Genomic DNA, 19552 nt, shown 5'->3' on the forward strand with positions numbered 1-19552 from the left:
GTCTGCACTACTAGATGTGTTCTTGTGACTACTTTCGGTAAATCAGCTCAGAGCGCGTTCGTATTCTGCGCGGCGTTGTAGACGGCCTGGGCCTCGACGCCGAAATACGGGCCGAACATCCAGTTGGGCGCGAAGTTGTACTTGAAACTGTTCACCGAGTTCTGCGTGCCGAGCCCGGTCCTCTCGTCGAAGCTCACGAACCATGGCCCGCCGCTCGAACCACCGGTCATGTTGCAGGTCAGCCCGTGGTCCTTCGACATCAGGAAGTCGTCGAACGCCCTGCCGCTGCAGTAGATCAGCCTCGACCCGTCGTACGGCGCGGCCGCCGGGTAGCCGAAGGAGTGCATCTGCTGCCGCCTGCCCTGGTTGAAGGCCACGCCCTGGCCGCCCACGGCGTCGGTCAGCGTCTTGCCCTGCAGCGGCGCCACCACTACGGCGGCGACGTCGTGGTTGATGTCCTCGCGGGCGTCCCACTGCGGCGTGGTCAGCAGCTTGGTGGCCACCCACGTGCCGTGCGGGCGGGCGCCCTTGTCGTAGCCGGGCACGAACACCCAGTTGGTGTGGAAGGCGCCGCCCATCTTCACGCAGTGCCCCGCGGTCATCACCACGCTCTTGTTCGCGCTGGTCACGGCGTTGCCGGAGCAGGAGGCGTTGCGGCCCTGGTAGGTGAAGAACACCCGGCCCGCGGTCTTGGTGATCGCCCCGCCGCCCGTCCACGGGGAGCCCGAACTCGCCTTGGCCGCCTGCGGGTCGATGGGCGCGGTCTCGGTGGGCGGTGCCTCCCACGGGACACCGGTGGTGGGCTCGCCGGGCACACCGAACCTGGCGGCGGACCGGGGGGCGGGCGGGTTGAGCGGCTGGGCGTCCTCCATCTTCTCGGCGGTCCAGTACCGCGTGACCTTCTTCTGCTCGGTCTTGGTCTCGGCGGCCTCCTCGGTAACCGGCTTGGGTCCCGCTCCCGCCTGTGCCGCCGCCGGTGGCAGTGTCGCTGTGCCCGCGGCGATGGTGAGGATGGAAAGCAGAGCGAGTCTGCGGTGCATGCGTACCTCCATTGACCGGAACTGAGGTTGGAAGTTAGCGGCACCAATATCCAGATTTCTCAACATTTGCGTAGATGGATATAGCGTTATTCGGACATTTATTTACATGAATTCACCTGGTTAACAGGCGTTGCGGGGGATGCGGAACAATGGGGCCCGTGGACTCAGACCTCTCCCGCACCGTGACCGTGCTCGGATCGACCGGATCCGTCGGCACCCAGGCCCTCGACATCATCGACCGCAACCCCGGGCGGTTCAGCGTCGCCGCACTGGCCGCGGGAGGAGGGCGGGCCGACCTGCTCGCCAGGCAGGCCCTCGCTACGGGCGCCAAGGTGGTCGCAGTGGCCGACGCGGCAGCCGTACCCACGCTGAAGGAGGCGCTGCCAGGGGTCACCGTGCTCGGCGGGCCCGAAGGGGTCGCCGAGGTGGCGGCCATGGAGTCCGACGTCGTGCTCAACGCGATCACCGGCGCGCTCGGGCTGACGTCCACGCTGGCCGCCCTGGAGGCGGGGCGCACGCTCGCGCTGGCCAACAAGGAGTCGCTGATCATCGGAGGGCCGCTGGTCAAACGGCTGGCCAAGCCGGGGCAGATCCTCCCCGTCGACTCCGAGCACTCGGCGCTGCAGCAGAGCCTGTGGGCGGCGGCGCCGCCGGGAAGCGGCTACGACCCCGAGGTGGTCAGGAAGCTCGTCGTCACCGCCAGCGGAGGGCCGTTCCGCGGGCGCAGGCGGTCGGAGCTGGCCGACGTCACGCCCGAGATGGCGATGGCGCACCCCACCTGGTCGATGGGCCCGGTCATCACGATCAACTCCGCCACCCTGGTCAACAAGGGCCTGGAGGTGATCGAGGCGCACCTGCTCTTCGACATCGGCTTCGACCGGATCGAGGTCGTGGTCCACCCGCAGTCGATCATCCACTCCATGGTGGAGTTCGTCGACGGCTCCACCATCGCCCAGGCCAGCCCGCCCGACATGCGGCTGCCGATCGCGCTCGCGCTGGGCCACCCCGACCGCGTCGCGGGCGCCGCCTCGCCCGTCGACTGGACGAAGGCGCACACCTGGACCTTCGAGCCGCTCGACGACGAGGCCTTCCCCGCGGTCGCGCTCGCCCGGCACGTCGGCGCCGAAGGCGGCACCGCCCCCGCCGTCTACAACGCCGCCAACGAGGTGTGCGTCGAGGCTTTCCGGCAGGGCAGGCTTCCCTTCCTCGGGATCGTCGACACTGTGGCGAAGGTCGTCGAACAGCACGTCGCAACTCCCGCCGAATCGGTGGAAGAAGTGCTCGCTGCCGACGCATGGGCCCGAGATGTTGCGAATGGGATGTTCCACACCACGTAACCGGACGGTCCCTATCGCTGCCTAGACTGGGGGACGTGACTTCCGTAGCACTGGGCATTCCGTCGGTCCGTCCCAAGCCGCTGGCCGAGCGGCGCCACTCCCGCCAGATCATGGTCGGCACCGTGCCGGTGGGAGGCGACGCGCCGGTCTCGGTCCAGTCGATGACCACCACGGTCACGGCCGACATCAACGCGACCCTGCAGCAGATCGCCGAGCTCACCGCCTCGGGCTGCCAGATCGTCCGCGTCGCCGTGCCCTCGCAGGACGACGCCGACGCCCTGCCGATCATCGCGAAGAAGTCGCAGATCCCCGTCATCGCCGACATCCACTTCCAGCCGAAGTACGTCTTCGCCGCCATCGAGGCCGGCTGCGCGGCGGTCCGGGTCAACCCCGGCAACATCAAGAAGTTCGACGACAAGGTGGGCGAGATCGCGCGGGCCGCCAAGGACCACGGCGTCCCGATCCGCATCGGCGTCAACGCGGGCTCCCTCGACCCCAGGCTGCTGCAGAAGTACGGCAAGGCCACGCCCGAGGCGCTGGTGGAGTCCGCGCTGTGGGAGTGCTCGCTGTTCGAGGAGCACGACTTCCGCGACATCAAGATCTCGGTCAAGCACAACGACCCCGTTGTGATGATCAACGCCTACCGGCAGCTCGCCAGGCAGTGCGACTACCCGCTGCACCTGGGCGTCACCGAGGCGGGCCCCGCCTTCCAGGGCACGATCAAGTCGGCCGTGGCGTTCGGCGCGCTGCTGGCCGAGGGCATCGGCGACACCATCCGGGTCTCGCTGTCGGCGCCTCCCGTCGAGGAGGTCAAGGTCGGCGCGCAGATCCTGGAGTCGCTCGGGCTGCGCGAGCGCGGCCTGGAGATCGTCTCCTGCCCGTCGTGCGGGCGGGCCCAGGTCGACGTCTACACCCTGGCCGAGCAGGTCCAGGCAGGGCTCGAGGGCCTGAAGGTGCCGCTGCGCGTCGCGGTCATGGGCTGCGTCGTCAACGGGCCCGGCGAGGCGCGCGAGGCCGACCTGGGTGTGGCCTCCGGCAACGGCAAGGGGCAGATCTTCGTGAAGGGCGAGGTCATCAAGACCGTCCCCGAGTCGCAGATCGTCGAGACGCTGATTGAGGAGGCGCTGCGCATCGCCGACGAGATGGGCGTGGAGGTCGACCTCGACGACGACGACGCGGGCGTGCAGGTCACCGTCGGCTGACGTCCGGACCTCGGGTGTGCGCGTCACGGTCGGCTGACGTTCGGAGCAGGCGCGTGCGGGTCACGGTCAGCTGACGCCCGGAGCGCGGGCGCCGCACCGTCGCCCGCTTCGGAGCCACCTGCTCCGGCACCAACCCCGTGCGGCCGCACCCGCCACTTCGTAGTCCCGCCCCCTGGGACGTCGGTCCCAGGGCCGCACTCTTCGCCCGCCTCGAAGGTCGTGCCTGGCACCACCCCTGGGCGCGACCTCCGAGGGGCCGCACCCGCCGCCGCTTCGTGAACCCCGCCCCTTGGCATACGACCGCCGCTGGGCGTTGCTTGCACGACTGCTGAGAGCCGGTCCCAGGGGCCGCACACTCCGCTCGCTGTACTCCCGTCCCGGAGCGGCGCGGCGGTGGCCGTTCGCACGAGGTCGCCCGACCACGCGGCAGGGTGCCGGGCGGCCCGAGAATGGTCCGGGTGGGCGATCTCCCGAAAACGCTTTGACGATCCGTGGCCACCCTGTCCGTGGTCGTCCTCGGCCGCTCCCCGCGCCCGGCCGCCGCGGACAGTCCGGTCGCTTTGGAAGGTTCGGTCGCCGCGGAAGGTCCGGTCGCCAGGGAAGGTCCGGCCGCTGTGGAAGGTCCGGCCGAAGGCGTCAGGGGTGCCGCGGCGGGTGAGAGCAGCCACGATACCGAGAGCAAGGACAGCGTTACAGATTGGTAATCAATTCTGGATACGCTACGTGTTCATCTAGTCGCACACGGCATCATCACCTCGTCAGACGGAAAAGAGGGAGTGCGGCCGGGTGAAGCGGGTTGTCGGGATCGGTGCGATATTGGCGCTGTTGACCACCGGAGTCAGCAGCGCCGCGGACGCCCAGGCGGGGGCGATCGGCGGCGAGGTCATCTGGGGGCCGTGCGGCAAGCGGAGCTCGATCACCGAGCAGGTGCTCGGCGGGGCGGGGCAGCGAACAGCGAGCACACCCGAGCAGCCGGGCGTGGAATGCGGCGAGGTCAGGGTGCCGCTCGACTACCGTGATCCGTACGGCCAGCACATCACGCTGGCGCTCAACCGGATCAAGGGCACGGTCTCCCGCGACGCCAACCACCTCGGCGTCCTGCTGGTCAACCCGGGCGGGCCCGGTGCCTCAGGGCAGGAGATGGCCAAGTACGTGGCCGCGCAGCTGCCGCCGCGCCTGGCCGCCCGCCTCGACGTCATCGGTTTCGACCCGCGAGGGGTGGGCAAGAGCGAGCCCGCGCTGCGCTGCGTCGACCCGGCGCGCTACTACGCCCCGCCCCGCCCCGACCAGGTGCCGAACGGCTCCGCGGCCGAGCAGGCGCTGCTCGGCAGGGCCAAGGAGTACGCCGCCCGCTGCGGCAACCTGTGGGCGTGGATGCTGCCCCACCTGACCACCGAGAACTCCGCCCGCGACCTCGACCGCATCAGGGCCGCGCTGGGCGAGGACCGCATCAACTACCTCGGCTACTCCTACGGCACCTACCTCGGCGCCGTCTACGCCACGCTGTTCCCCGGCAGGGTCAAGCGCCTGGTCCTCGACAGCTCGGTCGACCCCTCGGGCATCTGGTACAAGGACAACCTCGCCCAGAACCGGTCCTTCGAGCGCCGTCACCGTGACTTCCTGGCCTGGACGGCCAAGCACAACGCCGTCTACGGGCTCGGCCGCAACAGGAGGCAGACCTCCTTCGCCTACAACTCCATGCGTCAGCGGCTGGCCAGCAGGCCCGCGGGCGGCGTGGTCGGGGCGAGCGAGCTGGACGACCTGTTCACCGTGGGCGGCTACGCCAACGCGGTCTGGCCGCAGCTGGCCGGAGCCTGGTCGCGATACGTACGGCGGGGCGACGTGCAGGGCCTGGTCGACGCCTGGCGCCAGCACGCCGTCTACGACGCCGCCGACGAGAACAGCTACGCGGTCTACCTGGCCGTGCAGTGCCGCGACGCCGCCTGGCCGCGCGACTGGTCGAAGTGGCGGGCCGACATGACCAGATCGCACCGTGCCGCACCCTTCCTGACCTGGCCGAACGCCTGGTACAACGCGCCGTGCGCGTTCTGGGACGAGCCTGGCGGCACGCCCGTCAACGTCAGCGCCGATCCCTCGCTGCCGCCGATCCTGATGCTCCAGTCACGGCGCGACGCGGCCACGCCGTACCAGGGAGCCCTGAACCTGCGGCGGCGCTTGCCCGGCGCCCGCATGGTCGTCGAGCCGGGCGGCAACCATGGCACGTCGCTGGCCGGCAACGCCTGCGTCGACCGGCACCTGGCCCGCTACCTGGAGGACGGCACGGTGCCCGCGACCGACACCACCTGCCAGGGGATGCCGGCGCCCGTCCCCACCCAGCGGATGAGGGCGCCGGAGGGTGCGCGCGATCCCTGGCGGCTGCCGGAGTTGTTGCTCGGCGCCCGATAGATGGCGTGGTTCCTGTCAAAAGGGGGCAGGTCGCGTAGGCTGACCGGTGTGATGCTGCGTACATCGGCGTCGCGTGTGCTCGACGACAGCGATAGAGACGAAGTGCTCGCACTTCTCGACACCGATCCGGTCGCCAACGTCTTCGTCGCCTCCAGGGTCAGGAGCGTCGGGCTGCACCCGACGCGCCTGGGCGGGCAGATGTGGGGGTTCGGGCCGCGCGGCGCGCTCACCTCGCTCTGCTACGCCGGAGCCAACCTGGTGCCGGTCAACGCCGGTCCCGAGGCCGTGCACGCCTTCGCCGACCGCGCGCGCAAGCAGGGGCGCAGGTGCTCGTCGATCGTCGGCCCGGCGCCCGCGGTCGAGCTGCTGTGGGAGCGGCTGGAGCCGTACTGGGGGCGGGCCAGGGCGATCCGCTGGTCGCAGCCGGTGATGGCGACCTCGCAGAAGCCGTCGGTGCCCGCCGACCCGCTGGTACGGCGGGTGCGTCCCGACGAGTTCGACATCCTGCTGCCCGCCTGCGTCGCGATGTTCACCGAGGAGGTCGGCGTCTCGCCCAACGGTGGCGACGGCGGCGCGCTCTACCGCACGCGGGTGGCCGAGCTGATCCGGATCGGCCGCTCCTACGCCCGTATCGAGGATGGCAGGGTCGTCTTCAAGGCCGAGATCGGCGCGGTCACCCCGCGGGCATGCCAGATCCAGGGCGTGTGGGTCGCTCCCGCCGCGCGCGGCCACGGCCACGCGGTGGCGGGGATGGCCGCGGTGGTGGAGGCGGCGCTGGCCTGCTTCGCGCCGGTGGTCTCGCTCTACGTCAACGACTTCAACCACGCCGCCCGGGCCGTCTACCGAAAAGTCGGTTTCCGCGAGGTCGACACCTTCATGTCCGTCCTTTTCTAGCTTTCTAGTAGAAAGGGAGTCGTGATCCTTGTCACTGGAGCCACGGGAAACGCGGGCGAGTCGGTCGTGCTGCCGACGGTGGAGCAGGTGACGGGCCGCCCGCCGCGTCCCTTCGCCGAGTGGGCCGCGGCCGGTCTGTTCCGCTAGCTTTCTCAGCGGGTGGCGAGCTCGAGGTCGCCCGAGCCGCTGGACATGTCGATCACGCGGGAGGCCGAGGCGTCGTTCTTCGCGCCGACCTTCTCATCGCCCGAGTCCGTGCTGGTTGTGATCTTGTAAGGGCCCTCGGGCACCCGCACCTCGGTCCTGCCGGAGTCCGTGGAGGTCGTGACCTTGTCGGGCTGCTGCGCGAACACGAGCGTCATGTCGCCCGAGTCGCTCTCGGCCCGCACCCGCTTGGCCGTCAGGTCGCGGGCCTCGATCCTGCCGGAGTCACTCTTCGCCTCGACCTCGCCGGACAGCGCGCGCAGCGTCACCTCGCCCGAGTCGGAGCCGGCCTCGATCCTGAGCCCGCGCGGCACCTCTACCTCGTAGGCGACGTCGCAACTGCCCAGGCCCACCGTGACCGGGCAGGTGAACTCCAGCACCAGCGTGTCGCCCTGGACCTTGTGGGTGGGCTCCGGCTTGCTTTTGCGCCACGTCAGGGTCTCCGTCACGTGGATGCCCTTGCGGTCGGACTCGGTGACCACGATGGCACCCGAATCGCCCTCGATCTTGACAGCCGCGACCTTCTCGGCGACGTCGTAGGAGACTGTGTCGCGCTCCTTCGCGCCTTCGAGCCCGCAGCCCGTCAGCAGCACTCCGAGCCCCAGCAGGCCCGCCATCACGATCGTCTTCTTCGTCTTCACGCCCCATAGATTCCTACATGGGCGGGGGAGCGCCTTCAGGGAGGTCCCTGAAACCACCCCTGAGAGCCGGGGGACGGCCCCGGAGGGGTGTTCCCGACCGGCCCCGCAGCCGACCCTGATAGACGAACCTCGCCCGATGTCTCCCCTCCGGTACGGCAGGGCGACGTCGTCTGCGTCTCGGTGGCGGCCCTCCAGGGTGAACAGCTCGACCGGCGGCGCCGACGTCGAGGCGCGTCGCGCACCACCTGGTCCGGAGGAAGATCGGCCAGGAGGTGCACCTGTTGGCCGCGTTCAGGTGCCGCGCGACCGCCTTTCGGCTCTGCGGTCAGGTGAGGCCAGTCGACTTGAGGTGGCGGCGGAGGTGGCGGGCCGTGTGGGTGGTGGGCGTGGCCACCATCTGCCGCGGGGTGCCCTCGAAGACGACGCGGCCCCCGTCGTGTCCGGCCTCGGGCCCGAGGTCGACGATCCAGTCGGCGGAACGGACGACGTCGAGGTCGTGCTCGATGACCACCACGCTCGCGCCGGAGTCCACGAGCCGGTCGACGAGGCCGACGAGCCGCTCGATGTCCGCGATGTGCAGCCCGGTCGTGGGCTCGTCGAGGATGATCGTACGGCTGGGCGCGGCCAACTCGGTGGCGAGCTTGAGCCGCTGGCGCTCAGCGGGTGGTGACGCCCTCCATGAACGCCAGGTCGGTGTAGATCAGGCCGCTCCCCTCGCAGGCGGGGCAGCCTCCGGTCGAGTTGGGCGTGAACAGGCCGGCGGGCTGCCGGGTCGCCTTCGCGAAGATCTGGCGGACGGCGAGGCAGAGGGGATGGCGAGCGACCCAGAGGGCTCGTTCCGGTTCGGGCTCGAGCTGCTCCTCGACGGCCTGTCCCGCCGCATCGAGGGACCCTGACCCCACATCTGGGAGAATTGTCGGCACGTCGCCCAGAGCCAGGAGTCGCCGATGACCGTTCGCCGGGTCATGCCCATCCTCACCTCCGCGGCCATCGAGGAGAGCAGAGACTTCTACGCCCTCCTCGGCTTCGAGGAGGTGATGAACCACGGCTGGATCATGACGCTCGCCTCACCTGCCCAGCCCGCGGCGCAGCTGAGTGTCATGACCGCCGACCGGACCGCGCCGGTCAACCCCGACGTGAGCATCGAGGTGGACGACGTCGACGCCGTCTACGCGGCGGTGCTCACGACGGGAGCGGAGATCGTCCACCCGTTGCGGGACGAGGAGTGGGGCGTGCGCAGGTTCTTCGTCCGCGACCCCAACGGACGAGTGATCAACGTCCTGAGCCACCGATCCGGCCATGACGACGATTGACGAACTCGCCCGGCTCGTGCCACCACCCGCGGAACCGGTCGATGCGCGCGGCGACTGGAACGAGGTCGAGGCCGCCCTCGGGCTCGGGCTGCCCGCCGACTTCAAGGCGCTCGTCGAGCGGTACGGCCGCGGCCAGTTCGTCGACTTCGTCACGCCGCTGACCCCGTTCGGCGCCCACGACCTGCTGCTCCGGCATGCTCGGCGGCTACTGGACAGGGAGGGCGGCCACCACGGCCAGTACCCGTTCTATCCGGAACCCGGCGGGCTGCTGGAGTGGGCGGGCACCGACAACGGCGACTCGCTGTGCTGGCTGACCGAAGGCGAGCCGGACCAGTGGCGTGTCGTGGTCTGGAACCCGCGCGGCGTCGCCTACCACGCGCATGACGTCGGCGCGGTCGAGTTCCTGCACGGCTGGCTGAGCGGGCGGATCAGCACGCGGATCCTGTCCGACGAGTTCGTGGAGCCGTCGCCGTGGTTCGAGCCGTTCCGTGAGCGCGAACACGTCACCATCACGATGTCGGAGGGCGAGCTGCCCTACGACGAGCGGCTCAGGATCCTGCGGGACGCGCTCGCGCCCACGCAGGACCGGGGCGCCTACGACGACGGGGACGACGCCCGGCAGGACCACTTCGCCGCCGTGGACCTCGGCTGGCGGTTGACCTACGAGACGGCGTACGGTCACCAGCTCCGGGTCGCCTTCCCTCCCGGAGACGACGAGCGGGCCCGCGTCACGCTGTTCGAGGCCGCCCGCCGGATGGGCTGCCGGGTGCTGTCGACGACGACGCACCTCGGCGAGCCGATCTGGGCCAACCCCTGAACCGTCAGAGGCGGACCAGGCGGTCGAACAGGCGGGTGAGCTCGGCCTCAGGGTCGATGGTCAGGCCCGCGTGGACGGCCGAGGTCTGGACGACCGTGCTGCGGGGGGCGGTCAGCCAGCGGAACCTGCTGCCGAGCGACTCCTGCACCAGCGGTCCGGCCGAGTCGCCGCACGCCAGTTCGTAGCCCGCCAGCGCCAGCCGTACCTCCGCAGGGTCGGCGGCCGGGTCGAGGGCGCGCAGGCGGGACTCGTCGAGCTCGACCCGCGCGCACAGGTAGGCGCGCGGCTGGCAGTAGAGCAGGATGCCGACGTTGATCTGCTCGCCGCGCTCCATCTGCGGGATGACACGGATGACGGCGTACTCGTAGACGTCGCGTTCCATCACTGCTCTCCCTGCTTCCAGAAGGCGCCGACCGAGCCGGGGCCGCTCTTGGGCTCGTCCTTCGCGGAGGCGCGCAGCCAGTCGCGGGGGCCGTGGGCGCGGGCCAGCAGGTGCTCGACGTAGGCCTCCCGTACGGCCTGGGCCGACTCGAAGCCCTGCTCGTCCTCCAGCCATTCGTCGGGCACGAGCGCGGTGACCTCGGTCAGAAGCTCCCTGGTGATCTTCGCCGACAGTCGGTCGCCCGCCAGGGAGACGTCGGCGGCGAACGGGGCCAGCACGTGGTCGCCGGCGTCGAAGGGCCGCTGCGGGTCGGCGCTCTTCCAGCTGTAGTGGAACCACAGCGCGGCGCCGTGGTCGATGAGCCAGGTGTCGTGGTGCCAGACCAGGAGGTTGGGGTTGCGCCAGGTCCTGTCGACGTTGTGGATGAGGCCGTCGAACCACAGCACCTCGGCGGCGAAGCCGGGGTCGGGCCGCCAGGAGAGCGGGTCGAAGCCGAGCGCGCCGGGCAGGAAGTCGATCGCGACGTTGCGGCCCGCGCTGGCCTGCAGGAGCGCCTGGATCTCGAAGTCGGGTTCGCGCAGGCCGATCTGCGGGTCGAGGTCGACGAGCTTGAGCTCGGGGGTGCGCAGGCCGAGCCGCCTGGCCAGCTCCGCGCAGATGATCTCGGCGACGAGGACCTTGGGCCCCTGCCCCGCGCCGCGGAACTTCACGACGTAGGTGCCGAGGTCGTCGGCCTCGACCACCCCCGGCAGCGACCCGCCTTCCCGCAACGGGGTCACGTAGCGGGTCGCCGTGATCTCTTCCAGCATGGGACGAGGCTACCGGCTCGCGCGCGCCCTACATCCTGGCGATGACCTCCTCGGCGAAGCGCTCCATCGTGTCGATCTTGGGCTCGCCGGGCGAGAGCCACCAGGGGGCGGCCATCGTGCCCGTGATGCCCTTGTCGGCGAACCGCCGGTAGGTGTGGGGGTCGGGGAGCACCGCCAGCGGGGCGATGATCTCCAGCGCGTCCTCCTGCCTGCCGTACTCCTTCAGGTAGCGGCGCAGGTCGGCCAGGACGGCGTCGATCTGCTCCTCGGTGTAGATCCGGTTGCCGATCCAGCCGTCGCCCGCGCGGGCCGCCCTGCGCAGCGCCGCCTCGCTGTCGCCGCCCACGTAGATCGGGATCGGTACGGCAGGCGCCGGCGACATCGACAACGGCGGCAGGCCCGGCAGGTCCACCGGGGCGCCTGACCAGAGTTCGCGCAGGCGGGGGAGCATCTCGTCGAGCCTGCGCCCGCGCGTGTGGAAGTCCTGCCCGGTGGCGACGAACTCCTCCTTGCACCAGCCGACGCCCACCCCGAAGCCCACCCTGTCGCCCGACAGCACGGCGGCGGTCGACACCTGCTTGGCCACGGTGATCAGGTCACGCGCGGGAGCGATGTAGACGTTCGGCGAGAAGCGCAGCCGAGTCGTCACGGCCGCCATCGCGCCGATCGTCACCCAGACGTCCGGCCAGTGCGTCTCGGCCGTCCAGCGCATCCTGCCGTAGGGGTAGGGCGTGCTGAAGTCGGCGAAGAACAGGTGGTCCGACAGCGTGAAGGTGTCGAACCCGCAGCGTTCGGCCCCCACGGCCAGCTCGACGAACTCCGAGGTGTCGCAGAAGGAGGCGCCGAGCCAGAACTTCACTGGAACTCCGGGATGACCTTGGTGGCGAACAGCTCGAGGTTGCGCTTGACGGTGTCGAGGGGGAGCACGCCCTGCTGGCCCTGCATGTACAGGCCGAACCACTCCAGGTCGGGCATGCGGTCGAGCATGCGCTGGATGCCGCGCTTGACGTCGTCGGGGGAGCCGAACAGCGCCATCTCGACCTCGTTCATCCGCCGCACGTCGCCCTTGTCCGGCGAGATCGGCTGGTGCTTGTCGTCCTCCTTCTTGCGCAGCACCTCGAGGTAGCCGAACGGGCCGAAGAAGGCGGCGAAGTCCTTGGGGATGTTGCGGCCGTAGGTGTTGATCGCCTCCTCGGTCGTGTCCGCGATGCCGACGATCTTGAGGATGCCGGTGTGCTCGCCCAGCTTGTAGTGGCGGCCCTGTCTGGCCGACTCCTCCTGGTAGAGCTTGGCCTTGGCGGCGTGGTCGTCGGGGTTGGGGGTGAACATCCATGGCATGATGTCCTCCTGCGCGGCCCTGACGACCGAGCGGTCGGAGATCGTGAACGGCTGCCACAGCTCGGGATGCGGGTTCTGGTACGGCCTGGGGCAGACGCTGACCGCCTGGACCCTGTCGTCGTCGTCGAGCTCGCCGGGCGCGCCGAAGGTGCGGGTCCATTCGGTGGCGGGCCAGCCCTCGATCCCCTCGAAGGGATACGGCACCTGATAGTCCAAGATGTCGGACTTGTAGCGAAGAGTCTCCTGCGTCCAGGCCATCTTCATGATCTTGAGGACTTCGCCGAAGACGTCGAAGTTGCGGTTGTCGCTCGACGAGCCGTCAGACCTGGCCGCCGCCGCCTGCCAGCGCTGGCCCAGCACGTTCATCCACCGGTTCTGGTAGCCGCGCGCCACGCCCAGCCGCAGCCGCCCCTTGGAGAACTGGTCGAGCAGTGCCACGTCCTCCGCCGCCCTGATCGGGTCCCAGGCGGGCAGCACGAGACCGAGCGGCGCCAGCAGGATCCGCTCGGTCCTGGCGGCCAGGTCGGTGAGGAACATCAGCGGGTTGACCGAGAACTCCATCCCTTCCGAATGGAAGTGGTGCTCGGTCATCATCAACGCGTCGAAGCCGATCCTGTCGGCGTGCACCGCGATCTCCCGCACCTCGTGCAGCAGCCTCTGGTACGACTCGGTGTCCCGTCCGATCGGCCGCTTGGCCCGCGCGTTCTCCTCGGCCGCGTACCCCGAGCCGGGGATCTGGGGGTTCAGAAAGATGGCGAACTTCACCGGGAGATCTCCTTCAGCCATTGGTTGACCACGAGCAGGAACTCGGCGGGCCGTTCCTCGTGCAGCCGGTGTCCGCTGCCCTGCCAGCAGACCGTGCGCGAGGCGGGATGCTTGAACAGGCCCGACTCCCACGCCGCCTGCGCGGGGTCGGTCCAGAAGGTGAGCACGGGGCACTCGCGTCGAGACAGGTACGGCTCGGCCGCGCCCCGCGAGCCGATCGCCCCGTCCCCCGACCACAGCCCGTCGTAGGCCTCGGCCAGCACGTGCGGCGGCGTCGCCAGCAGCCGCCGCCGGTGCCACTCGCGCAGCCAGCCGGGCGAGGCGGGGGTGTAACACCACTCGTCGATCCGTACGGCAGGCGTCTCCCGCATCGCGACCGCCATGGCCACGACCTCGTCGGGACGCCCGTAGCCCGGATCCACCGCGACGACGGCGGCCACGCGCGAGGGGTGCTCGACGGCCAGCCGCGAGACGATCACCCCGCCCATGGAGTGGCCGACGGCCACGCACCGTTCGACCCCGAGCTGGTCGAGCAGCTCCACGAGGTCCTCGGCCATCCGGACGGGGTTGTTGCCCTTCTCCTCGGCCGAGGAGTAGCCGTGCCCGCGCAGGTCCACCGCGATCACGCGGTGCTTCCGGGCAAGGGTGGGGATGTGCGGGACCCACTGGTGGGAGTCGGCGCCCCAGCCGTGGACGAGCAGCAGCGTCGTGTCGCCCGATCCGTCGTCGGTGTAGAACAGCCGCACGCCCGCGACCGCAGCGAATCCCATGAGCGGCAAGCTACTCCAAGAACCGCTCCCGAGCAATCGCTTGGTTAGCTTGTGTCGATTCTTGATCGTGACGCCGCGTTCCTATAGTGGTCGCCATGCCGTCGAGCCCCCTCCAGCCAGCCGATCCCCGAGACCTGCGGGGGTACCGGATCCTCGCCCGCCTCGGTGAGGGTGGCCAGGGCGTGGTCTACGAGGCGCTGTCGTCCGACGGCGCGCGCGTGGCGGTCAAGTGGCTGCACGCGCGCAGCCACAGCACGGAGCGGCGGCTGCTGGCGGAGATCGAGAGCATCCGCAGGGTCGCGCCCTTCTGCACGGCGCGGGTGCTCGACGCCGGGATGGCCGACGGCCGGCCGTACGTCGTCAGTGAGCTGGTCGAGGGCGTCTCCCTGCACGCGCTGGTCCTGCGGGAGGGTCCGCGGGCGGGCGGGTCGCTCGACCGGCTCGCGGTGGGCACGATGACCGCGCTGGCGGCCATCCACCGGGCGGGCGTGGTGCACCGCGACTTCAAGCCGCAGAACGTGCTGCTCGACCGAGAAGGGCCGAGGGTGATCGACTTCGGGATCGCGCGGCTGCTCGACTCCACCAGCACGCTCGGCGCGCAGCCCGTCGGCACCCCCGCCTACCTCGCCCCCGAGCAGATCAGCGGCGAACCTGCGGGCACGCCGGTGGACCTGTTCGCGTGGGGACTGACCATGTCGTTCGCCTCCAGCGGGCGGGCGGCGTTCGCGGCCGACTCCTATCCGGCGGTGCTCGGCAGGATCCTGTACGGCACGCCCGACCTCGGGGAGCTGCCGGGGCCGCTGCGCGAGCTGGTGGTGGCGTGCCTGGCCAGATCGCCGGAGGAACGGCCGACGGCGCAGGAGGCGCTGGCCGCACTGCTCGCGGGCCCCGCCGAGCCTGTCGCGGGCCTCTCCCGGCAGAGCGCCGATCCTGTCACGGGCGGATCCCGGCAGGGGGCCGCGGAGTCGGTCGCTGTCACGGGCGAGTCCTGGCCCGAGGGAGGCGGGTCTGTCGCAGGCGGGTCCTGGCAGGGGGCCGTCGAGTCGGGGCCTCGGCGGATGCGGCGCGCTGAAGCGGAGGCGGCAGGTCCCGCGCAGGCGGGCACGCTGGTCTCCGGCGAGCATCGCGCCCACGCCCGCCCGACGCCGGGCCGGTGGAGGCGAACGCCGGCCGGATGGATCGCGGGTGCGGTCGCGCTCGTGGCGGCGGCCACCGCGCTGGCGGTTGCCGCCCCGTGGCGCGCCGACCCGCCCGCCCTGTCCGGCGAGTGGTCGGGCGCGGCGCACCACCCTAGCTCGAAGGTCACCTTCCCGGTACGGCTGAGCCTGCCGGGCGAGGCGGGCAGCGGGACCATGCGCTGGGGAGAGGGTCACCACTGCGCCGGAGTCCTCACCAGAATCGACCCGGCCACCTACGACCTGTCGCAGGTCAAGGGCGAGGGATGCCATCCGGGACGGGTGGAGTTCGCCGTCGAGGACGCGCGCGGCTACACGTTCCAGGTGATCAGAGCCGGCGAGGATGCCCCCCGCTACACCGGAAGTATCCAGAAATAGGACATCACAACGGCGTCACGGTCCGTTGACGCGCCGCGATCCCTCGACTTCAGTAGAGAGGTAACGGGTGGGCGGTGAGGGGAGGCGCCCGTGCCGAAACCGCTCAGGACGGGGGACCCTCAGCGACTGGGCGACTACGAACTGTCCGGGCGGCTGGGGGAGGGCGGTCAGGGGATCGTCTACCTCGGCACCTTAGGCGAAGAGTCCTACGCGATCAAGCTGTTGCACGGACCGGTGGGGGACGAGCCCGCCGCCTTCATGCGCGAGGTCGAGCTGGCCAAGCACGTGGCCAGGTTCTGCACGGCGCAGGTGGTCGACGCGGGGTTCGACGACGGCAGGCCGTACATCGTCAGCGAGTACGTCGAAGGACCCTCGCTCGCCAGGGGCGTGGCCCTGGAAGGGCCACGCGAAGGCGGCGCGCTCGAACGGCTCGCCGTCGGCACCGCCACCGCGCTGGCCGCCATCCACCGCGCCGGGATCATCCACCGCGACTTCAAACCGCAGAACGTGCTGCTCGGTTCCGACGGCCCTCGCGTGATCGACTTCGGCCTGGCCAAGGCGCTGGACGCGGCGGCGACGGTCAGCGGCAGGGGCGTGGGCACGCCCGCCTACATGGCGCCGGAGCAGATCACCGCATCGGCGATCACCGGGGCGGTGGACGTGTTCTCGTGGGGCGCGACGATGTGCTTCGCGGCCAACGCCTCCGCGCCGTTCGGCCAGGACTCGGTGGCGCCGGTGCTGCACCGCATCCTGACCGCGCCGCCCGCGCTGGGTCGGCTCGACGGGCAGCTCCGCTCTCTGGTCGCGCACTGCCTGGACAAGGACCCGCGCAACCGGCCCACCAGCAGGGAACTGCTGCTCGCGCTGCTGGGCGCGGGCGAAGGCGTGCCGGCGGAGGTGCTGCGCTCACCTCCGCCGCACATCCTCCGCGTCGCTCCCCACCCGTTGGCGGAGCCTGAAGCGACCGGCGCGGCCGAGGGCTACCTGTTGCCGGAGATCCCCGCGCAGCGCGGCGCCGAGTCCGTCGCGGGCGGCAGGCTGCGGTCACCGGCTCGCAGACCGGGATCGGGTACGGCGAAGGCCGGGCACCCGGTGGTTCCCCGGCCGGAAGAGCACCCCGCGAAGGGCTGGGACGAGGAGCGCCCCGGCTGGGGCGAGGGTCACCCCGGCTCGGGTGAGGGTCACCCCGGCTCGGGTGAGGGCCATCCCGGCTCGGGCGAGGCGCATCCGGCGAAGGGCTGGGGCGAGGGGCATCCCTCGTGGCCGGGCCCCGGAGGTTGGACACCGGAGGAGACCCATCCCGGCCGCTGGGCGGGGCCGGCGGCCAACAGGGTCTCGCTGGCCGTCTCGTGCGCGCTCCTGATCAGCGCCGCGGTTCTGGTCGCGGTGCTGGTTCCGGCGCTCCAGAGTGTCAGAACGCCGGCCGCCGCCGCGTCCAAGCCGGTGGCCGCGGCCTCGACGCCCGCCGCCCCGTCCGGCAAGCAGAGCGCGGGCAAGGTGAAGGACACCCCCGCGACGATCAAGCGTCCGCCGCCCGCCACGGCACCCGCGCAGCCGATCCTGTACTCGGTGCCGGGAGTGGTGGGAATGGACCGTTCCGCGGCGACAGCGGCGATCGAGGGCGCGGGGCTGGTCGTCGGATCGGTCACCGAGGTGGGCTCCTCGCGGCCCGCGGGCGAGGTGCTCGGGACCGCGCCCCAGCAGGGGAGCAGGGTGGCGCGGGGCACCAGGATCGACCTGAGAGTGTCGGCCGGTGGCGTCGAGGTGCCCGCGCTGGCGGGCCTGTCCCGCGAGGACGCCACGTCGGCGCTGACGGCGGCGGGGCTGAAGGCGGGGAAGATCAGCACGAGTTGCTCCGGTCTGCCCGAGGGCCAGGTGATCAGCAGCAAGCCGGGGTCGGGTGCTCGCGTGACGTCGGGCCGGGCGGTGTCGCTGACGCTGGCCCAGCACGGTGCGCGGGTGCCGTCGGTCGTGGGGCTGTCCAGGCGCGAGGCGCGGGCGTCGCTGAGAGACGCGGGCTTCGTCGTACGGCAGCGCGCCCGGATCGTGGGCGACGTCGACGCGGTGGACTCGGTGCTCGCGCAGAACGTGTCGCCCGGCACGTGCGCCAAGCCGGGGCGGGCGATCGTGATTACGGTGGGGGTGGCGGGGCAGTCGCTGCCCGACCCGACGGAGCCGTCCACGCCGCCCGACGTGGACCCGCCCGCGGGCACCGACCCCGAACCGACCCCCACCCCCACCTCGGGCGAGGCCACCCCCACCGGCTGACCCGCCCCGCACGATGCGCGGGGTCAGATGGCGAGGGCGGCGGCGGTCAGGGTGGGCAGGACACGCTCCTCCGGTAGGTCCATCGTCTGGACGACGCCCCACTGGAGCGCGCCGAGCACCGCCCATCCGCGCAGCCGCGTGTCGGGCGAGGGGTCAGGCCCGGCGAGCTTGGCGAAGATCTCGTCGCGGAACGTCCTGATCGCCTCGCCGGGCGAGCCGGGCGGGGCGTCGTCGGCGCCGCCCAGGTCCTCCATGACCAGCCTGATCACCGCGCGATGCCGTACGGTGAACGCCACCAGTGCCGTCACGAACGCGCGCCGGTCGGGGAAGTCGGCCCCGAGCAGGTCGAGCATCTCGTCCGCGCAGGGCGCGATCAGCTCGGCGGCCAGCTTGTCCTTGGGATGGAAGTGGTAGGCCACCGCGGTCTTGGTCAGCCCGACGGCGGCGGCGATGTCGGCCAGTGACGTCGCGGCGTAGCCCCGCTCGGCGAACAGTTCGCGGGCGGCGGCGAGGATCCTGGTGCGGGTGTCGCGCCCCTGCTCGAGTGTGGTCATCGTGCCGCTTCCACCCCATGCCGCTGCGAATGGTCGCACCATCGTAGTGGGCGGCGGCGCCGTACGGGCTAGAAAACGATCACGGAACGGGCGACGACGCCCTCGCGGACATGGGCGACGGCCTGGTCGATGTCGGTCAGGGGGAGGCGTTCGGTGACCAGCCCGTCGAGGTCGAGCCGGCCGTTGAGGTACTGCGCGGCGAGCATGGGCAGGTCGCGCTGGGGCGCGGCGTCGCCGCCCTGGGTGCCCATGAGGCGGCGGGAGGCGAACAGCAATCCTGGCTCGATGGTCAGCGGGGTTCCGGCCGCGGGGCTGCCGACCATGACGGTGGTGCCGCCGGGCTGGGTGGCGGCGAAGGCCTGGCCGAGGACGCTGGCGACCCCCGTGGCGTCGAAAGCGTAGTCGACGCCGCCGCGGACGATCTCGCCGACCTGCTGGGGGAGGTCGGCGGCCCGCAGGGTGTGGGTGGCGCCGAGGTGGGCGGCGAGCTTGAGCTTCCGTTCGACGACGTCGGCGGCGATGATCGTGGTCGCGCCCGCCAGGACCGCGCCCTGGACGACGTTGAGGCCGACGCCGCCGCAGCCGACGACCAGGACGCTGGAGCCGGGGGTGACCGCGGCGACGTTCAGGACGGCGCCGACGCCGGTGATGACGCCGCAGGCGAGCAGGCACATCGCGGCGAACGGCGCGTCGGGTGCGATCTTCACGCACATCGCCTCGCTGACGACGGCGTACTCGGCGAAGGAGCCGATGCCGATGAACCTGCGGGTCTCCTGGCCGTCCATGGTGACCCTGGGCGCACCGCCCATGATCGCGGTCAGCCTGGCGGGGCCCGAGCACAGATGGAAGCGGCCGGCCCCGCAGTGACGGCACCTGCCGCACGCGCCGCTCATCGCGATGACCACGTGGTCGCCCGGCGCGACCGCCGTCACGCCGTCGCCGACGCTCTCGACGATCCCGGCGCTCTCGTGGCCCAGGATGAACGGCGGCTGCCGCACGACGGGGCTCTTGCCGTCGATCGCCTTGAGGTCGGACCCACACACGCCGGTCGCCTTGACCTGGACGCGCACCTCGCCGGGGCCGGGGTCGGCGATCTCCACCTCGCGGATCTCCATCGGCTGCCGGAAGCCGGTGAGGACGGCGGCGCGCATCAGCATGCGCCACACGCTAGCAAGCACATGCTTGGTTTAGAAGGCGTTGACACACTTTCGGCCCACACCTACTCTGACGCAAAACCAAGCGAGCGCTAGGCCAAAATG

At 71.1% G+C, this 19552-nt stretch carries 20 protein-coding genes; 9 read left to right on the forward strand and 11 right to left on the reverse strand.

The window, feature by feature from the left end; translation table 11 throughout:
- Nucleotides 1-47: 47 nt before the first annotated feature.
- Nucleotides 48-1040: a trypsin-like serine peptidase gene (locus tag ACFXJ8_RS29495; RefSeq protein WP_379647230.1), complete on the reverse strand. Its 993-nt coding sequence runs from the start codon at nucleotides 1038-1040 to the stop codon at nucleotides 48-50.
- Between the two features lie 149 nt (nucleotides 1041-1189).
- On the opposite strand from ACFXJ8_RS29495, the gene dxr reads away from it, so the two are divergent.
- From dxr to ACFXJ8_RS29520, 5 genes are all read left to right on the forward strand, one after another.
- Nucleotides 1190-2377: a 1-deoxy-D-xylulose-5-phosphate reductoisomerase gene (dxr, locus tag ACFXJ8_RS29500; protein ID WP_379647231.1), complete on the forward strand. Its 1188-nt coding sequence runs from the start codon at nucleotides 1190-1192 to the stop codon at nucleotides 2375-2377.
- Nucleotides 2378-2412: 35 nt separating this feature from the next.
- Nucleotides 2413-3579, forward strand: coding sequence for a flavodoxin-dependent (E)-4-hydroxy-3-methylbut-2-enyl-diphosphate synthase (gene ispG, locus ACFXJ8_RS29505; protein WP_379647232.1), 1167 nt, complete (start codon nucleotides 2413-2415; stop codon nucleotides 3577-3579).
- An 825-nt stretch (nucleotides 3580-4404) separates the two neighbouring features.
- Nucleotides 4405-5985 carry an alpha/beta hydrolase gene (locus ACFXJ8_RS29510; RefSeq protein ID WP_379647233.1) on the forward strand — a complete coding sequence of 527 codons (1581 nt, stop codon included), beginning with the start codon at nucleotides 4405-4407 and terminating at the stop codon, nucleotides 5983-5985.
- 51 nt (nucleotides 5986-6036) lie between these two features.
- Nucleotides 6037-6879: a GNAT family N-acetyltransferase gene (locus tag ACFXJ8_RS29515; protein WP_379647314.1), complete on the forward strand. Its 843-nt coding sequence runs from the start codon at nucleotides 6037-6039 to the stop codon at nucleotides 6877-6879.
- A 21-nt stretch (nucleotides 6880-6900) separates the two neighbouring features.
- The gene (locus tag ACFXJ8_RS29520; RefSeq protein WP_379647234.1) at nucleotides 6901-7026 is read left to right on the forward strand and encodes a hypothetical protein; all 126 of its coding nucleotides are present in this window, start codon (nucleotides 6901-6903) and stop codon (nucleotides 7024-7026) included.
- Between the two features lie 5 nt (nucleotides 7027-7031).
- On the opposite strand, the gene ACFXJ8_RS29525 is transcribed toward ACFXJ8_RS29520, so the two are convergent.
- The 3 genes from ACFXJ8_RS29525 to ACFXJ8_RS29535 all read right to left on the reverse strand — a co-directional run bounded on the left by ACFXJ8_RS29525 (nucleotide 7032) and on the right by ACFXJ8_RS29535 (nucleotide 8626).
- Nucleotides 7032-7724 carry a DUF4097 family beta strand repeat-containing protein gene (locus ACFXJ8_RS29525; RefSeq protein ID WP_379647235.1) on the reverse strand — a complete coding sequence of 231 codons (693 nt, stop codon included), beginning with the start codon at nucleotides 7722-7724 and terminating at the stop codon, nucleotides 7032-7034.
- 325 nt (nucleotides 7725-8049) lie between these two features.
- Nucleotides 8050-8352 (reverse strand): hypothetical protein, encoded by a 303-nt coding sequence (locus ACFXJ8_RS29530; protein ID WP_379647236.1) that lies wholly within the window; start codon nucleotides 8350-8352, stop codon nucleotides 8050-8052.
- Nucleotides 8353-8380: 28 nt separating this feature from the next.
- Nucleotides 8381-8626: a hypothetical protein gene (locus ACFXJ8_RS29535; protein WP_379647237.1), complete on the reverse strand. Its 246-nt coding sequence runs from the start codon at nucleotides 8624-8626 to the stop codon at nucleotides 8381-8383.
- A 45-nt stretch (nucleotides 8627-8671) separates the two neighbouring features.
- Between ACFXJ8_RS29535 and ACFXJ8_RS29540 the strand changes: the two genes are divergently transcribed.
- A complete protein-coding gene (locus ACFXJ8_RS29540) occupies nucleotides 8672-9037 on the forward strand; it encodes a VOC family protein (protein ID WP_379647238.1) in 366 nt (121 codons plus the stop codon).
- Nucleotides 9024-9854, forward strand: coding sequence for an SMI1/KNR4 family protein (locus ACFXJ8_RS29545; protein ID WP_379647239.1), 831 nt, complete (start codon nucleotides 9024-9026; stop codon nucleotides 9852-9854). The genes ACFXJ8_RS29540 and ACFXJ8_RS29545 overlap by 14 nt, the downstream gene beginning before the upstream one ends.
- 4 nt (nucleotides 9855-9858) lie before the next feature.
- On the opposite strand, the gene ACFXJ8_RS29550 is transcribed toward ACFXJ8_RS29545, so the two are convergent.
- Genes ACFXJ8_RS29550 through ACFXJ8_RS29570 form a run of 5 tightly spaced genes read right to left on the reverse strand, consistent with a single transcriptional unit; the run spans nucleotide 9859 to nucleotide 13918 of the window.
- Nucleotides 9859-10236 (reverse strand): DUF3037 domain-containing protein, encoded by a 378-nt coding sequence (locus ACFXJ8_RS29550; protein ID WP_379647240.1) that lies wholly within the window; start codon nucleotides 10234-10236, stop codon nucleotides 9859-9861.
- Entirely contained in the window at nucleotides 10236-11045 is an 810-nt protein-coding gene (locus ACFXJ8_RS29555; protein ID WP_379647241.1) for a HipA family kinase, read from the reverse strand. Before ACFXJ8_RS29555 ends, ACFXJ8_RS29550 begins: the two co-directional genes overlap by 1 nt.
- A gap of 28 nt (nucleotides 11046-11073) precedes the next feature.
- Complete coding sequence (locus ACFXJ8_RS29560) at nucleotides 11074-11904, reverse strand: TIGR03619 family F420-dependent LLM class oxidoreductase (RefSeq protein WP_379647242.1); 831 nt, start codon at nucleotides 11902-11904, stop codon at nucleotides 11074-11076.
- Nucleotides 11901-13148, reverse strand: a complete 1248-nt coding sequence (locus tag ACFXJ8_RS29565; RefSeq protein WP_379647243.1) for an LLM class flavin-dependent oxidoreductase — start codon at nucleotides 13146-13148, stop codon at nucleotides 11901-11903. Before ACFXJ8_RS29565 ends, ACFXJ8_RS29560 begins: the two co-directional genes overlap by 4 nt.
- Nucleotides 13145-13918 (reverse strand): alpha/beta fold hydrolase, encoded by a 774-nt coding sequence (locus ACFXJ8_RS29570; protein WP_379647244.1) that lies wholly within the window; start codon nucleotides 13916-13918, stop codon nucleotides 13145-13147. Before ACFXJ8_RS29570 ends, ACFXJ8_RS29565 begins: the two co-directional genes overlap by 4 nt.
- 95 nt (nucleotides 13919-14013) lie before the next feature.
- Here ACFXJ8_RS29570 and ACFXJ8_RS29575 point away from each other — a divergent pair, with 95 nt between their 5' ends.
- On the forward strand, nucleotides 14014-15471 hold the full coding sequence (locus tag ACFXJ8_RS29575) for a serine/threonine-protein kinase (RefSeq protein ID WP_379647245.1): 1458 nt from the start codon (nucleotides 14014-14016) through the stop codon (nucleotides 15469-15471).
- 90 nt (nucleotides 15472-15561) lie between these two features.
- Nucleotides 15562-17739 carry a PASTA domain-containing protein gene (locus ACFXJ8_RS29580; protein WP_379647246.1) on the forward strand — a complete coding sequence of 726 codons (2178 nt, stop codon included), beginning with the start codon at nucleotides 15562-15564 and terminating at the stop codon, nucleotides 17737-17739.
- A gap of 23 nt (nucleotides 17740-17762) precedes the next feature.
- Here the strand turns inward: ACFXJ8_RS29580 and ACFXJ8_RS29585 are convergent, their stop codons facing one another.
- Both ACFXJ8_RS29585 and ACFXJ8_RS29590 read right to left on the reverse strand, forming a co-directional pair.
- Nucleotides 17763-18293 (reverse strand): TetR/AcrR family transcriptional regulator, encoded by a 531-nt coding sequence (locus tag ACFXJ8_RS29585; protein ID WP_379647247.1) that lies wholly within the window; start codon nucleotides 18291-18293, stop codon nucleotides 17763-17765.
- Nucleotides 18294-18361: 68 nt separating this feature from the next.
- Entirely contained in the window at nucleotides 18362-19450 is a 1089-nt protein-coding gene (locus tag ACFXJ8_RS29590; protein ID WP_379647248.1) for an alcohol dehydrogenase catalytic domain-containing protein, read from the reverse strand.
- Nucleotides 19451-19552: the final 102 nt, after the last annotated feature.

The organism is Nonomuraea sp. NPDC059194 (genome assembly GCF_042754765.1).
Classification (GTDB): domain Bacteria; phylum Actinomycetota; class Actinomycetes; order Streptosporangiales; family Streptosporangiaceae; genus Nonomuraea.